This window comes from Novosphingobium silvae, from assembly GCF_009856825.1.
Taxonomy (GTDB): domain Bacteria; phylum Pseudomonadota; class Alphaproteobacteria; order Sphingomonadales; family Sphingomonadaceae; genus Novosphingobium; species Novosphingobium silvae.
Window position 1 is genome coordinate 149,052 of record NZ_WVTD01000004.1, and the last position, 13,524, is coordinate 162,575.

Annotated in this window: 13 protein-coding genes; 6 read left to right on the forward strand and 7 right to left on the reverse strand. The window is 66.9% G+C overall.

Annotation, left to right across the window (positions count from 1 at the left end; translation table 11 throughout):
- Nucleotides 1-41 precede the first annotated feature (41 nt).
- The gene (locus tag GR702_RS07340; RefSeq protein WP_160985319.1) at nt 42-716 is read right to left on the reverse strand and encodes a DUF4136 domain-containing protein; all 675 of its coding nucleotides are present in this window, start codon (nt 714-716) and stop codon (nt 42-44) included.
- 206 nt (nt 717-922) lie between these two features.
- Between GR702_RS07340 and GR702_RS07345 the strand changes: the two genes are divergently transcribed.
- Nucleotides 923-1,576, forward strand: a complete 654-nt coding sequence (locus GR702_RS07345) for an MOSC domain-containing protein (RefSeq protein ID WP_160985320.1) — start codon at nt 923-925, stop codon at nt 1,574-1,576.
- A 179-nt stretch (nt 1,577-1,755) separates the two neighbouring features.
- Here the strand turns inward: GR702_RS07345 and trpS are convergent, their stop codons facing one another.
- From trpS to secB, 3 genes are all read right to left on the reverse strand, one after another.
- Nucleotides 1,756-2,775, reverse strand: coding sequence for a tryptophan--tRNA ligase (trpS, locus tag GR702_RS07350; protein WP_160985321.1), 1,020 nt, complete (start codon nt 2,773-2,775; stop codon nt 1,756-1,758).
- Nucleotides 2,776-3,177: 402 nt separating this feature from the next.
- Complete coding sequence (gene murJ, locus GR702_RS07355; RefSeq protein ID WP_160985322.1) at nt 3,178-4,740, reverse strand: murein biosynthesis integral membrane protein MurJ; 1,563 nt, start codon at nt 4,738-4,740, stop codon at nt 3,178-3,180.
- A gap of 105 nt (nt 4,741-4,845) precedes the next feature.
- A complete protein-coding gene (gene secB / locus GR702_RS07360; protein WP_160985323.1) occupies nt 4,846-5,361 on the reverse strand; it encodes a protein-export chaperone SecB in 516 nt (171 codons plus the stop codon).
- A 386-nt stretch (nt 5,362-5,747) separates the two neighbouring features.
- Between secB and GR702_RS07365 the strand changes: the two genes are divergently transcribed.
- From GR702_RS07365 to GR702_RS07380, 4 genes are all read left to right on the forward strand, one after another.
- Nucleotides 5,748-6,437 (forward strand): Tim44/TimA family putative adaptor protein, encoded by a 690-nt coding sequence (locus GR702_RS07365; RefSeq protein ID WP_160985324.1) that lies wholly within the window; start codon nt 5,748-5,750, stop codon nt 6,435-6,437.
- A gap of 111 nt (nt 6,438-6,548) precedes the next feature.
- Entirely contained in the window at nt 6,549-7,778 is a 1,230-nt protein-coding gene (gene mltA, locus GR702_RS07370) for a murein transglycosylase A (protein WP_419880287.1), read from the forward strand.
- The gene (locus GR702_RS07375) at nt 7,775-8,356 is read left to right on the forward strand and encodes a Smr/MutS family protein (RefSeq protein WP_160985326.1); all 582 of its coding nucleotides are present in this window, start codon (nt 7,775-7,777) and stop codon (nt 8,354-8,356) included. The genes mltA and GR702_RS07375 overlap by 4 nt, the downstream gene beginning before the upstream one ends.
- A 261-nt stretch (nt 8,357-8,617) precedes the next feature.
- On the forward strand, nt 8,618-8,857 hold the full coding sequence (locus GR702_RS07380) for a DUF6894 family protein (RefSeq protein ID WP_160985327.1): 240 nt from the start codon (nt 8,618-8,620) through the stop codon (nt 8,855-8,857).
- Between the two features lie 78 nt (nt 8,858-8,935).
- Here GR702_RS07380 and ahpF read toward each other — a convergent pair whose 3' ends face one another.
- Together ahpF and ahpC are read right to left on the reverse strand one after the other, a co-directional pair.
- On the reverse strand, nt 8,936-10,558 hold the full coding sequence (ahpF, locus tag GR702_RS07385; protein WP_160985328.1) for an alkyl hydroperoxide reductase subunit F: 1,623 nt from the start codon (nt 10,556-10,558) through the stop codon (nt 8,936-8,938).
- 160 nt (nt 10,559-10,718) lie between these two features.
- Nucleotides 10,719-11,285, reverse strand: a complete 567-nt coding sequence (gene ahpC / locus GR702_RS07390; RefSeq protein ID WP_160985329.1) for an alkyl hydroperoxide reductase subunit C — start codon at nt 11,283-11,285, stop codon at nt 10,719-10,721.
- 286 nt (nt 11,286-11,571) lie between these two features.
- On the opposite strand from ahpC, the gene GR702_RS07395 reads away from it, so the two are divergent.
- Nucleotides 11,572-12,990, forward strand: a complete 1,419-nt coding sequence (locus GR702_RS07395) for an alginate export family protein (RefSeq protein WP_160985330.1) — start codon at nt 11,572-11,574, stop codon at nt 12,988-12,990.
- Between the two features lie 42 nt (nt 12,991-13,032).
- On the opposite strand, the gene GR702_RS07400 is transcribed toward GR702_RS07395, so the two are convergent.
- The gene (locus GR702_RS07400; protein ID WP_160985471.1) at nt 13,033-13,488 is read right to left on the reverse strand and encodes a YaiI/YqxD family protein; all 456 of its coding nucleotides are present in this window, start codon (nt 13,486-13,488) and stop codon (nt 13,033-13,035) included.
- Between the last annotated feature and the right edge of the window lie 36 nt (nt 13,489-13,524).

The following is a 13,524-nucleotide window of genomic DNA, read 5'->3' on the forward strand; positions in this document are numbered from 1 at the left end:
GCAGGGGGGAGCCGGTCAGTCGTCGAACTCCTTGGAAGAGTTCACTTCTTCTCTGGCGCGACAGTAATGCGCACGGTCTCTCCCGAGTTCCCCGGGAAATTGGTGAACAGCGCCTCGACGAGGTTCGGCACCAGGTACTGGAGCCGGTTCGAGGACGAAACGGCCTCGGCCTTGCCTTCGAACAGGCGCTGGCCATCGGCGGCGCGATCGATCTTCAGGCCGACGCCGCTGGTGAAGACGGTGTAGGACTGGATGCCGTTGTCGAAGAAGGGGTCGTAGAAGCCGTAGCGCCACGGGCTGCCCCAGCCACCGCCCCAGCCCCAGCGGCTACGACCGTAGAAGCCGCCATATCCGCCCCACGGACCCCAGTAGGAGCCGGCCATCGGCGTGGAGCGGACCCGCTCACGGCCCGAATCGACGCCGTAGTCGAAGCGGACGATGAGTTCGGCACGCGAGGGATCCTGCACGGGCGTGTAGCCGACCTTGGCCATGCGCTCGCTGACGATCGAGGCGTACTGGGCGAACTCGAGTCCGCCGGCGAGCTTGGGATCGTCCGCCACGACCGCGAAAGTCTGACCGGACGGAACCGGAAGCTGCGACTGGAAGCGCGAGACATCGGCCTTGAAGGGCGTCGTACAGGCGGCCACGGCCATGAGCAGCACGGCGGCTGCGGCAAGCCGAAGCCTGCCGAAATGGGATATGGAATGGTCTGACATCGTTTTTTCGCTCCACGTGCCCGAAGAGCCTCTGACGCCCATCCCCGGCGTGGCCTTCGTTTCCTCTATTATCTTGTCGTAGATTCAATGCCCTGAATAGCGCTTGAATGATCCTGGCGTACGACGGGCCGACGCCGCCGTTCACCTGCTGCCAAGTTAACGGACGACTTGATCGCTCGTTCCCCATGTAGGAAGGGTGGCACCGCATGAACAGCCCGCTCCCCATCCTCTCCCTCCAGCGCGGCGGAATCGCCGTCTTCCGCGGCCCCGATGAGCCCAGCGCCATTGCCAAGACGCCTGTGGAAGGGCGCGTGCGCATCCGTCGCCTCGGCCTGGAAGGAGACGCGCAGGCAGACCTCACGGTGCATGGCGGACCCGACAAGGCGGTTCATCATTACCCGCACGACCATTATGCCTTCTGGCGCGGCTCCATCGGACCGCACCGGCTGCTCGACGGCTTTGGCGCCTTCGGAGAGAACATCTCCACCTCGGGCCTTACCGAGGATGGCGTCTGCATCGGGGATCGATGGCGGCTGGGAACGGCTCTGGTCGAGGTGAGCCAGGGACGCCAGCCCTGCTGGAAGCTGGACCACCGCTTCGACGGAGCGAAGGTTAACGCGGCCATGATCCGCGCCCGCTGCCCCGGCTGGTACTACCGCGTGGTCGAGGAAGGGGATGCCAAAGCGGGAGACACCATGGGCCTCGTCGATCGCCCGTTTCCGGACTGGAGCGTCGCGCGCGTTTTCGGCCTTCTCATCGCCGGCGACCACCGGCAGGACCGTGCGGCGCTCGAGGCGCTGGGCGAAGTGAGCGCACTTGCCGCGCCCTGGATGCGGCGGCGCGAAAAGCTGCTCGGCTGAGCCGCTTGCCCGGCGCAAGTTGATGAAGTGCATGCACGCGGCCTGCGCTTGGCTGAAAGCAGGCCGCGATGAGGTCCCGGCGGCGCAGGAAGGCGGCCGGAGTGTGGCAGCGACAGGCGGTGTAGGAAAGCGCGCGCGGCTTTTGCCTTTTCGGGAAGGCTAAGCGCGCGGCCCGGCGATCAGCCGCGAACCAGTCCCAGCGCCTGGTAGGTCTTCTCCAGCGTCGGCACGGCGCGGGCTCGGGCCTTCTCGGCGCCCTTGGCCAGGATCGCGTCCAGCGCGGCGCGGTCCTCGCGAAGGGACAGGAAGCGTTCGTTGATCGGCCCCAGCTTCTCGACCAGCAGTTCGCCCAGCGCCGGCTTGAACTTGCCAAAGCCTTCGCCGCCGAATTCTGAAAGCACGGCATCGACGCTCGTGCCTGCCATGACCGCGTAGATCGCGACGAGGTTCTTCGCCTCGGCCCGGCCCTCGAGACCCGCCTTCTCGCACGGCAGCGGCTCGGGGTCGGTCTTGGCTTTCTTGACCTTCTGCATGATCGTGTCGGCGCCGTCGGTCATGTTGATGCGGCTCATGTCCGACGGGTCCGACTTGCTCATCTTGGACGAGCCGTCGCGCAAGCTCATGATGCGTGCGGCTTCCGGCGGGATGAAGGGCGCGGGCAGGGTGAAGAGCGGCGCATTCTCGGCACAGAAGTCGTTGTTGAACTTCTGCGCGATGTCGCGGGCAAGCTCCAGGTGCTGCTTCTGGTCCTCGCCGACGGGAACGTGCGTGGCCTGGTACAGCAGCACGTCGGCTGCCTGCAGGACAGGGTAGGTGAAGAGCGCCACGCTCGCGCCCTCGCGGTTCTTGCCCGCCTTGTCCTTCCACTGGGTCATGCGGTTGAGCCAGCCCATGCGGGCGGTGCCGTTCAGCAGCCACTGCATCTCGGAGTGCTGGGGCACCTGCGCCTGGTTGAACAGGATGGAGCGGTCCGGATCGATCCCGCAGGCGACGAGGGCCGCCACCATCTCGCGCGTGTTGGCGGCAAGGTCGGCAGGCGCGTGCGGCATCGAGATCGCATGAAGGTCGGCCAGGAAGTAGAGGCACTCGCCCCCCTCGGCCGAGACCTGCTCCTGCATCGCCACCCAGTTGCGGATCGCGCCCAGGTAGTTGCCGAGGTGCAGGTTGCCGGTGGGCTGGATGCCGGAGACGATACGCATGGCCGCGTCCTTAAGTCAGTTGTGAGATCGGGAAACAGGCGTCCCCACGGAACGCAGGAGAGCAGGGGTCAACGCGCGGTGCGCGCGCTTGTCCACCATCGCCAGGCACTGCGCCGCTGGGAGAAGAGTTCCTGCATGGCGCAGGCTCATAGCACAGCCGCCCGGTGATGGAAGCCTTTCGGAGCGGGTGAAAAAGAGAAGGAAATTTGTCACGCAGAGACGCAGAGACGCAGAGGAGTAGCGCTGGCGGCGCAGCCGCTTTGTACCGGGAAGGGGGGGGTGCCGCAAAGCTAAAAGGGGCGGAAGCCTGCGGCGCGGCAGGACATCTCTGCGCCTCTGCGTCTCTGCGTGCACCTCATCCCTTCTTCTTCGCGCCTCAGTGTGAAATCACGAAGCTCCGCGTCAGCGTCGGCGGCGCAGGAGCGCAAGGTCGGCGCGGGTGAAGGCGCCTGTCGCGACCGTGGCCAGAGCGTAGACCGCGCCGCCCGCGCCCACCAGAACCGCCAGCGTCAGTCCGCGCACGATCCAAGTGCCGTGGAGGAAAGGCGCCATCAGTCCCTGTCCGAACCACAGCGCGACACCCATCGCCGCGGCCGCCAGCGCCAGACGCCAGGCGCGCCGCCGCAGACGTGCGTCGACCACGAAGTGACCGCGCTTCACGAGCGTGCGGTAGAGCATGGCGACGTTGACGGTGGAGGCGATCGCGGTCGCCAGCGGCGGGCCCATGTGCTGCAGCGGCACGATCAGGATGAGGTTCCCGGCAAGGTTCACCACCATCGAGATCATGGCGTAGCGCACGGGCGTCCTGGTGTCCTGCCGGGCGTAGAAGCCGGGCGTCAGCACCTTGACCAGGATGTAGCTGGGCAGGCCGATGGAGAATGCGGCGAGCGCCTCCGCCGTGCGCGCGACGTCGGTGGCGTCGAACTTGCCGTAGCCGAACAGCGCGGCGGCGATCGGCGCGCCGCACACGATCAGCGCCACTGCCGCGGGAAGGGTCAGCAGAAGCGCAAGTTCCAGCCCTCGGTTCTGCGTCTCCATCGCCTCGGCTTCCTGCCCGGCGCCGAGCTGGCGCGATATCGTGGGGAGAAGCACGGTGCCAAGGCCGATGCCGATCAGGCCGAGCGGGAGCTGGTTCAGCCGGTCCGCCATGTAGATATAGGTCACCGAACCGTGCGCCAGCAGGTAGGCTGCCAGTGCGGTCGAGATGACGAGGTTGATCTGCACCGCGCCTGCACCGGCCGCGGCGGGCAGGATCAGCTTCAGCAGTTGCTTCACGTCCGCGTTCCAGACCGGCATCCGAAGGCGCATCGACACCGCGTTGGCGCGGCAGGCCCAGACCAGCCAAGCCAGCTGCAGCGCGCCCGACACCGAGACGCCGATCGCCTGGTTGCGTGCGGTGACGAGCGGATCGTCCGAGTGGAAGCCCAGCAGGGCAACGATGAGTGTCAGGTTCAGCAGGATCGGCGCGGCCGCGTTGACCCAGAACTTGCCGAGCGAATTGAGGATACCGCCCAGCAGCGAGACGAGGCTGATGAGGGCAAGGTAGGGGATTGTCAGGCGGCTGAGCGAGACGGCATAGGCGAACTGATCCGCGCTCACGTCGTTGAAGCCGCCCGAGAGGAGCAGCGTCACCGGCCAGGCGAGCACTTCGAGGGCCACCGTCATGACGATGAGCACTGGAAGCAGCACCGAAAGCGCCTGTTCGGCGAAAGTGATGCCCGAAGCCAGCCCGGTGCCCTTGGGATCGCCCACCTTCTGGTTGAACATCGGGATGAAGGCGGACGCGAAGGCGCCTTCCGCGAAGAGCGCGCGGAACATGTTGGGCAGGCGAAAGGCGATCAGGAACGCGTCCGAGGCGAAGCCGGCGCCCACGAAGCGCGCGAAAAGGCTGTCCCGCACAAGGCCGAGGATCCGGCTGGCGAGCGTCAGGCCGCCGACGCTGGCGAGGGCTTTCGCGAGGTTCATGCGCGCCACATTCCCGTCACCCGCCCTCGCTCGATGCGGCCGCCATCGCGGCGAGCGAGGCATCCGAGGGAGCGGGGATGTTCACCCCCCGCTCCGAAGATCGCCTCAGGCGTGGCCCGCAGGCTCGCCGATGCCGGCCTCGGCCTGCTGTGCCTGCGCCTGGAGCTGCTGCACGTAGAGGCCGTTGAAATCGATCGGCTCGAGCATGAGCGGCGCGAAGCCTGCATCGCGCGTGGCGTCGGCGATGACGCGGCGCGCGAAGGGGAAGAGGATGCGCGGGCACTCGGCAAAGAGGAACGCGTGGCTCTGCTGTTCCTCGAGGTTGCGCATGCCCACGAGCGCGCAGTAGCTCAGTTCGACCGCGAAGGCGACGCCGGCATCGGCGCGCGAGGCGCAGGTGATCTTGAGCTCGACCTCGTGGACCTCGCCCTCGATCGCGCGGGCGCCGATGTTGAACTGCACGTCGATCTGCGGCTGGTCCTGCCAGGCGAAGCTCTCCGGCGCGTTCGGGTTCTCGACCGAGAGATCCTTGACGTACTGGGAGATGATCCCGGCAGCGGGCGCGTTGTCCTCGCCGTTGCCGAGGTTGAGGTCGGAAATGATGTTGCCTTCGTCGGCCATCTGATGATCGTCCCGCAATGAAACTGAGAAAACTCTGCGTGCCGGCGCGCCTAAAACATTTTCCCGGTCCGGGGAACACCCGAGCTTGCGGAAAATTGTAGGGATGTTGTCCCGGCAGGAAGCGCAAGCGTCGCGGGGGCCTGCCGCAAGGCACGCCCATCCTGTCCCCGGGCCGGCGAAAAAGTGCCCCCGGTCGCCTGCTCACGCGTTGTTCATTTGTAAAGGCTACCTATCTGGGGCTATGTTGGAGTGCTAAGGCCGACGCGCCGGAGTCTCTCCGAAGGAGCTCCCCGGCATGTGCCGGAGCCGGCCGCCGCCATGCCGGAACCTCGACGAGCGATGTTCATCGGCATGGTCGTGCGGACAGAAGGGATGGATAAAGGGACGTGACACCGGAAATAGTGATCCTGGCCATGATCGCGGCCTTCCTGGGACTGCGGCTCTACTCGGTGCTCGGTCGCCGCGCCGAGCATGAGGAGGAGCCCATCCAGGGACGCTTCGAAGGCCGTCAGGGCCAGCCGGGCGCTCCGCGCGTGGCTGCGCCCGCCAAGCCCGACAGCCGGGGCGAAGATCGTGCCCGCCTTCAGCAGGCTCAGCGCCTGCGTGAAGTGCCGCTTGCCTCACCTGCGGTCGAGCGCGGCCTTGCCGAGATCGGGCAGGCCGACCGACGCTTCGATGCCGCCGCCTTCGTGGAAGGTGCGCGCGGCGCCTACCGGATGATCCTCGAGGCCTTCTGGAAGGGCGACAAGGCGGCCCTGCGCCAGCTTTGCGACGACGAGGTCTACGCCGGTTTCGAAGCCGCCATCGATGCCCGCCTCGCCGCCGGTGAGACGCTCGACAACAGGCTGATCCGCATCGAGGAAACCGCGTTCGTCGCCGCCGGCGTCGACAACAGCTTCGCGAAGATCACCCTGCGCTTCCGCAGCGACATCGCCGCCGTCACCCGCGACGCGGAAGGCAACGTCATCGCCGGCTCGCTCGACGATGCGATCGAATCGATCGATGTGTGGACCTTTGGTCGTGCGGTGAACTCGCCTGATCCCGACTGGCTGCTCGAGGAAACCGACGAAGGTTGATCCCTGCGCGGCAGACTTTATCGATGAACGCCTGAATTGCCCCGCGCCCCATGCGCGGGGTTTTTGCGTGGAGGGAGTGCAATCTTGCAGCTTTGGGGGAAGGCGCGGAGCATCGCCGTTCGAACGGCGCGCGCCGCGTTGTTGTCTGCATCGTTTGCGGCGCTTGCCGCCTGTGGCGGCGTCGTTCCTTCGCCCAGTGGCCAACGCCCTCCCGTATCGCCCCCGCCTCGGCCCACGCCTGCCCCTTCGTCTTCCCTGCCGCAGCCGCAGAACGCCCTTCTGCTCGGCGTCAGGGCGGGCCCCGCGATTACCTCGCTGCCGATGACGGGAGACGATGCCGCCGGCGCGCTTTCCGCGTTCCGCGAAAGCTGCGCACGCCTGACAACGCGCGCGGACGGCAGCGGCCTCACGCGGCCGGCGGACTGGCGCCAGGCCTGTACCGCTGCGGCCAACTGGGGCCAGGGCGCCCCAAGCGCATTCTTCGCAAGCTACTTCGAAACCGCGCGCGTCGGCGATGGCAGAGCCTATGCCACGGGCTACTACGAGCCTGAAATCGCCGGTTCGCGCAACGCGGTGCCGGGGTACTCCTATCCCGTCTACGGGCTTCCTCGCGACCTCGTTCGCGCCCGGCCCGGGGACGCGGCTCCGCTGAAGGACGGGCGCATGCCGCTCGGCCGCTATGGCCCGGACGGCCGGTTCACCGCCTATTTCGACCGCGAGGAGATCACCAACGGCGCGCTTGCGGGTCAGGGGCTCGAGATCGCCTGGGTCGCCGATCCGGTCGAGTTCTTCTTCCTGCAGGTGCAGGGCTCCGGCCGGCTTGTCTCTCCCGACGGAACGGTCACGCGCATCGGCTATGCCGGGCAGAACGGGCAGGCCTATACCGGCATCGGCGGGCTCATGCGCGAGCGCGGCCTCGTGGGCTCGGGGCCGGGGCAGTACTCCGGTTCGATGCAGGGCATCATGCAGTATATCCGCGAGCATCCGGTGGAAGGCCGCGCGCTGATGAACGAGAACCGGTCCTGGGTCTTCTTCAAGGTGCTGGAAGGCGATGGCCCGCTGGGCGCGCTCAACGTGCCGGTGCGCGCGGGAAGCTCTGTCGCCGCCGATCCGCGCTTCGTTCCGCTCGGCGCCCCTGTCTGGCTCGATCTGGACCGGCGCGAGGCGAGCGGGCTGTGGGTCGCGCAGGATACCGGAGGCGCGATCAAGGGCGCCAACCGGTTCGACACGTTCTGGGGCGCAGGGCAGCGCGCACGCACGATCGCCGGCGGCATGAGCGGACGTGGCAGCGCCCTTGTCCTTCTGCCCCGGGGGACGCTCTCGCGCCTCGGCGTGCGATGAGGCGCGCTGGCCGCAACCTCACGCCCGAGGAAGCGCAGGTGTGGGCGCAGGTAGCCCGCACGGTGAAGCCGCTTTCGCCTCCCCGGCCTGCAGCGTTGCCTCAGGCGGCCAAAGCGCTCGTACCAGATACCCCATTGCCGCCAGTCCCGCCCCCGGCCCGGCGCGTGAAGGGGCGGGTTCCCGCGCCGCTGCCGCCAAAGGTCCCGCCGCCCAAGCCCAGGGCGGACGTGCCTGCCCACCTTGACGGAACGTGGGACAGGCGCATCGCCAAGGGCACGCTTGCCCCCGACTTCAGCCTGGACCTGCATGGCTCCACGCTCGACCAGGCCTATTCCCGGCTCATGCATGGCCTTGCGCAGGCGAAGGCCATGGGCGCACGGGTCGTGCTCGTCGTCACGGGCAAGCCCCGGCCGGTCGACGCGGCCGATCGCGGCACCGCGCGCGGGGCCATCCGCGCGAAAGTGGCGGACTGGCTTGCCGCCAGCGAGCACGCCAGCGACATCGTGGCCGTGCGCGGCGCGCACCGCCGCCATGGCGGACATGGCGCCATCTACGTGGTCCTGAAGAAGCGGCGCTGATTCGCTCCGGTTCGGGCAGGATGCCGTGGAGAGCCGGGAAGCGCAGGTGGGCGGCAGCTTACCTCCGATACGGAATGTTCCAAAGTGCGCGTCGGAACTCAAGTCATGGTTGCGGTGCGATAATTACTTTGCTGCGCCTGCTATAATACAGCCGCATTCGAGGTAAAAACATTCGCATCGGTTTTGATTATAGGACCCTTCGAGGTATGATGATCTGCGGGTGGAGCTTCCGGCCGCAAGGCGACTATGGGGGGACGCCGCATGCCTCGTTTTTACTTTCACGTGCAGGACGGGCGAGAGCAGGACTTCGACGGGATCGAACTTCCCGATCTGGACGCCGCGAGGCGGGAAGCGGTGCGTTTCGCAGGCTATCTGATCCAGAACGCGGCGGAGACACTTCCGGCGGGCGAACTGTGGTCCATGCAGGTCTGCGACGAAGAAGGCACCCGATATTTGACGCTGGAGTTTTCCGTGGCGATCGAGCGAGCGCTGACTGCCTGACCTTCTGACCCGTGAACGCGAAAGCGGGCGGAAGCCTTGCGACTCCCGCCCGCCTCTCGTTGACGCTACCGGGCCCGATCAGCCGACCGGCACTGCCTCGCGCGCGGCCGCCTGGCCGGCCTGGGCAATGTCCTCGGGTGCTTCGTTGCGGATCAGGTAGTCGAACGCGGAGAGCGCCGCCTTCGAACCTTCGCCCATGGCGATGATGATCTGCTTGTAGGGCACCGTGGTCACGTCACCGGCCGCGAACACGCCCGGCAGGTTGGTGGCCGCCTTGTCGTCGATCACGATCTCGCCGCGGCCGGTGAGTTCGAGACCGGAGTCCTTCAGCCACTCGCTGTTGGGCACCAGGCCGATCTGGACGAAGACACCTTCCAGCTCGATCTTGCGCTCCTCGCCGGTGTTGCGGTCCTTGTAGACCAGCGCGTTGACCTTTTCGCCGTCGCCTTCGACCTCGGTGGTCTGGGCGGAGGTGAAGATGTCGACGTTCTTCATCGAGGCCAGCTTGTCGACCAGCACCTGATCGGCGCGCAGCTTCGTGTCGAACTCGATCAGGGTGACGTGGCCGACGATGTTGGCAAGGTCGATCGCCGCCTCGACGCCCGAGTTGCCGCCGCCGATCACCGCCACGCGCTTGCCCTTGAACAGCGGGCCGTCGCAGTGCGGGCAGTAGGCAACGCCCTTGTTCTTGTATTCGGCCTCGCCCGGAACGCCGAGGTTCCTCCAGCGCGCACCGGTGGTGAGGATCAGGCTGCGGGCCTTGAGCGAAGCGCCGTTGGCGAAGACGACCTCGTGATAGCCGCCAGCGTCGCTCGCCGGGATCAGCTTTTCGGCGCGCTGCAGGTTCATCACGTCGATGTCGTATTCGGCGACGTGCGTCTCCAGCGCGGCGGCGAGCTTGGGTCCCTCGGTGTAGGGGACGGAGATGAAGTTCTCGATGCCCATGGTGTCCTGCACCTGACCGCCGAAACGCTCCGCCGCGATGCCGGTCGAGAAGCCCTTGCGCGCGGTGTAGACCGCAGCCGCAGCGCCGGCAGGGCCGCCACCGACGACGAGCACCTCGAACGGCTTCTTCTCGGCGAGCCTGGCCGCAGCCTTCGCGTCTGCTCCGACGTCGAGCTTGCCAAGGATCTCCTCGACGCTCATCTTGCCCGACGCCCACATCTGGCCGTTCAGGAAGACCGCCGGCACGGCCATCACGCCGCGCTCCTCGACTTCGGCCTGGAAAGTGCCGCCTTCGATCAGGGTGACCTCGACGTGTGGGTTATTGAGCGCGATCAGCGTCAGCGCCTGCACCACGTCGGGGCAGTTGTGGCACGAGAGCGAGAAGTACATCTCGAACTGCATCGAGCCTTCGAGGGCGCGGGCCTGCTCCAGCACCTCGTCCGAGACCTTGGGCGGATGGCCGCCGGTCCACAGGAGGGCGAGCACCAGCGAGGTGAACTCGTGGCCGAGCGGAAGACCGGCGAAGCGCACCCAGGCGCCCGCGTCCGAGGCGCGGCGGATGATGAAGCTGGGGCGGCGCGCGTCGTCGCCGTCGAAAGTGGCGGTGACCTTGTCCGAAAGCGAGGCGATGGTGGTCAGCAGCTCGCGGGTTTCGGCGGACTTCGCATCGTCGCCCAGGGAGGCGACGAGCTCGATCGGCTCGCGCAGCATGCCGAGGTACTGGGAGAGCTGTTGCTTCAGGTTGGCGTCGAGCATGGGTCTCAGGTCCTTTGGAATTTCGTTGATGAAAGGGGCGGCCCGGGGCGGGGTTCCCCGTGGAAGCCGCACGAGGGTGCGGCTCCGGGGGAGGGAAGCCCCGGGCCGCACACCTTCAGCACGCGACCCGGTCGGCTATGCGCCGATAGTCGCGTAAGTCTTAGAGCTTGCCGACGAGGTCGAGCGAGGGAGCGAGGGTCTCGCCGCCTTCTTCCCACTTGGCCGGGCAAACCTGGCCGGGGTGGGCGCGGACGTACTGTGCGGCCTTGATCTTGCGAACGAGTTCCTTGGCGTTGCGGCCGACGCCTTCCGAGGTGATCTCGACCAGCTGGATCACGCCGTCGGGATCGACGACGAAGGTTGCGCGGTCAGCCAGACCCGATTCCTCGCGCAGGACGCCGAAGCTGTTGGTCAGCTTGTGGTTCTGGTCACCGAGGAACGCGTAGGGGATCTTGCCGATCTTGTCCGAGGTGTCGTGCCAAGCCTTGTGGCTGAAGTGGGTGTCGGTCGAAACGCCGAACACTTCCACGCCCATGCCCTGGAGCGTCTCGTACTGCTCGCCGAGGTCTTCCAGCTCGGTGGGGCACACGAAGGTGAAGTCCGCCGGGTAGAAGAAGAAAACGGCCCACTTGCCGGCGATGTCCGTCTCGGTGACGTCGAAGAAGTCCTTGCCCTGCTGGAAGGCGGTGTTCTGGAACGGCTTGATGGTGCTGCCGACGATACCCATGGATGTATGCTCCCTCTGTGGGTGGTGTTGAACTTGTGAGACCGAGATAGTCCGGTGACATGACGTTTTGTAGCGTCTTCATCCGATTGGCCTCATCGAGTGAAGCGATAAGTGGGCGGCGGATTGTGCGGCTCTGTCGATAAAAGGAATGCGAGGGCGCCGATCCCGTTGTGTCACGGGCTTCTTCTGTATACGTCTGGACATGGATCTTTGTCCGGCCAACCGGTTCGGGCAGCGTCTGCCATGTCGATTACCGCTACGAAGCGATCTCGGGAGTAGTCAGCGCGTGAAACGAACGAACTGCGCGTGCTGGGGCGCGGCGCTGCCGGGCCTTCTGATCGCGGCCGACTGTCCGCCGGCCCAGGCACAGGCACAGGACAGGGGCGGAGCGAAGGATCCCGCAAAGGACTGGACGCTGCAAGAGGCACTTGGCGACCCCGAGGGGCTTACGGTCACCGGGGCCTTGCGCGTGCGCTACGAAGCCATCGGTGACCAGTTCCGGCCGGGCTACCGCGCGAGCGAGGACGCGCTGATGCTCAACACCTCAATCGCGGCGCAATACGACAGCGGACCGGTGCGCCTGGCAGCGGAACTCATGGACGCGCGGGTCTACGGCGCGGGAGCGGACAGTTCGATCAGCAACAACGAGGTGAACGCGCTGGCGTTCGTGCAGGCCTACGTCGGCTTCGACCTTGGCGATGGACTGGGCGCCGGATCGACCACCAGCCTGGAGGCCGGGCGCTTCACGATGGACCTGGGCTCCCGCCGCCTGTCCGCGCGCAACGCCTTTCGAAACACTCTCAACGCCTTCACCGGGTTCAGGGCCGAGTATGGCGGCAAGGACGGAACCGAGGTCACGGCGTTCTATACTTTGCCCACGGTTCGGCTGCCGGACGACATGGCCGGGATCGTCGACAACAAGGTGGAAAGCGACAGTCAGAGCTTCGACCTGACGTTCTGGGGCGTGTTCGCCAGCCACCCGCTGGGCGGCGGCACGAAAGTGGAGGCATACCTCCTCGGCCTCGACGAGAAGGACCGGCCCGATACCGCGACCCGCAACCGGCACCTGCGCACGCCGGGCGCGCGCGTGGTGCGCAAGCCCCGGGCAGGAGGCTTCGACTTCGAGGTGGAAGGCGCATACCAGTTCGGCAGCGTGCGAAGCGGCACGAGCCTCGATGCAGCCCGGCAGGACGTGTCCGCCTACTTCCTTCAGGGTACGGTGGGCTACACGTTCGCGCTTCCGGTGAAACCGCGCCTTTCGTTCGAATACAGCGTCGCCTCGGGCGACCGGAAGGGCGGCGCCTACAACCGGTTCGACACCCTTTACGGCGCGCGGCGGTTCGAATTCGGGCCGACTTCGCTATATGGTCCACTGGGGCGCGCCAACATCCGTTCGCCGGGCGTGCGCCTCGAGGTTGCTCCCGGGCCGCGCTGGGACGTGATGGCCATGTACCGGGCCGCATGGCTGGAGAGCAGGACCGACAGCTTCTCCAGCACCGGCGTTCGCGATGCGAGCGGGGCGGCCGGGTCCTTTGCCGGACAACAGGTGGAAGCGCGGGCCCGCTACTGGCTGGTTCCCAAGCGCCTGCAGCTCGAAGCGGGCGGCGCGGTCCTGTTCAACGGGGCCTTCCTGGACACGGCGGCAAACGCAAACGGCCGGGGCGATCCCGTCTACGGCTATATGCAGATGACGACCACCTTCTGAGCGACGTTCCGGACGTCAGGCCGCATCACCCTCCGGCTCGCCTCACCGCCCGGCGCGGGCCATGCGCACCAGCGTCTCGTCGAGAGTGGAGAGGAAGCGTGAGCGATCCTGCCGCGAGAATGGCGGCGGGCCGCCCACGATGTCGCCTCCTGCACGAAGGTCGGCCATGATGGCGCGTGTGGCGATGGCTCCGCCGATCGAGGCGGTGGTGAACGGCTTGCCGTTGGGAGCGATGACGCCCGCGCCCAGCTTGAGGCAGCGATCGGCAAGCAGGATATCCGCCGTGACGACCACGGTCGCCTCGTCGGTATTGGCGGCGATCCAGTCGTCGGCGGCGTCGAAGGCGTCGCTCACCAGCTTGCGCGAGATCAGCGTGCTTTGCGGAACGCGGATGGGGCTGTTGCTGACGACGACCACCGGCACCTTGTGCCGGGCGGCAACCTTGTAGACCTCGTCCTTCACCGGACAGGCATCGGCATCGATCAGTATGCGCGTCATCGCCGGCCCGCGCTCTGCGGGGAAGGCGGGACGATC

Coding starts and splice junctions, on each gene's coding strand:
- ahpC (WP_160985329.1), bottom strand. CDS start 11,285: ATGGGTATCGTCGGCAGCACCATCAAGCCGTTCCAGAACACCGCCTTC.
- secB (WP_160985323.1), bottom strand. CDS start 5,361: ATGGCCGACGAAGGCAACATCATTTCCGACCTCAACCTCGGCAACGGC.
- GR702_RS07345 (WP_160985320.1), top strand. CDS start 923: ATGAACAGCCCGCTCCCCATCCTCTCCCTCCAGCGCGGCGGAATCGCC.
- ahpF (WP_160985328.1), bottom strand. CDS start 10,558: ATGCTCGACGCCAACCTGAAGCAACAGCTCTCCCAGTACCTCGGCATG.
- GR702_RS07340 (WP_160985319.1), bottom strand. CDS start 716: ATGTCAGACCATTCCATATCCCATTTCGGCAGGCTTCGGCTTGCCGCA.
- trpS (WP_160985321.1), bottom strand. CDS start 2,775: ATGCGTATCGTCTCCGGCATCCAGCCCACCGGCAACCTGCACCTCGGC.
- GR702_RS07400 (WP_160985471.1), bottom strand. CDS start 13,488: ATGACGCGCATACTGATCGATGCCGATGCCTGTCCGGTGAAGGACGAG.
- GR702_RS07380 (WP_160985327.1), top strand. CDS start 8,618: ATGCCTCGTTTTTACTTTCACGTGCAGGACGGGCGAGAGCAGGACTTC.
- murJ (WP_160985322.1), bottom strand. CDS start 4,740: ATGAACCTCGCGAAAGCCCTCGCCAGCGTCGGCGGCCTGACGCTCGCC.
- GR702_RS07375 (WP_160985326.1), top strand. CDS start 7,775: ATGAGGCGCGCTGGCCGCAACCTCACGCCCGAGGAAGCGCAGGTGTGG.